Raw genomic sequence first — 252 nt, 5'->3', positions numbered from 1 at the left:
CAGATCGACGCAGGCAATGTTCAGCTCACCGGCGATGGCGGGTTCGTGCCCGCGCTGGTGAAAGCCGCCCTGGAGCGGGGTCTGCAGGCCGAGCTGACCAGTCACCTGGGCTATGACAAGCACGCCGCGGAGGGCCGCGGCAGTGGGAACTCCCGTAACGGCACCACACCCAAGACCGTGGAGTCCGAGGTCGGACCGATCGAGCTGGACGTCCCCCGCGATCGGGGCGGGTCGTTCACCCCGCGCCTGGTC

Annotated in this window: 1 protein-coding gene; it reads left to right on the top strand. The window is 69.4% G+C overall.

Going from position 1 to position 252, the window contains the following annotated elements; translation table 11 throughout:
* Positions 1-252, top strand: a 252-nt coding sequence (locus tag M3B01_RS14585) for a transposase (protein WP_259793274.1), incomplete at both ends; no start/stop codon positions are given.

It is taken from the genome of Brachybacterium sp. p3-SID957 (genome assembly GCF_025144775.1).
GTDB lineage: Bacteria > Actinomycetota > Actinomycetes > Actinomycetales > Dermabacteraceae > Brachybacterium > Brachybacterium epidermidis.
This window is presented reverse-complemented; position numbering and strand designations above follow the sequence as displayed.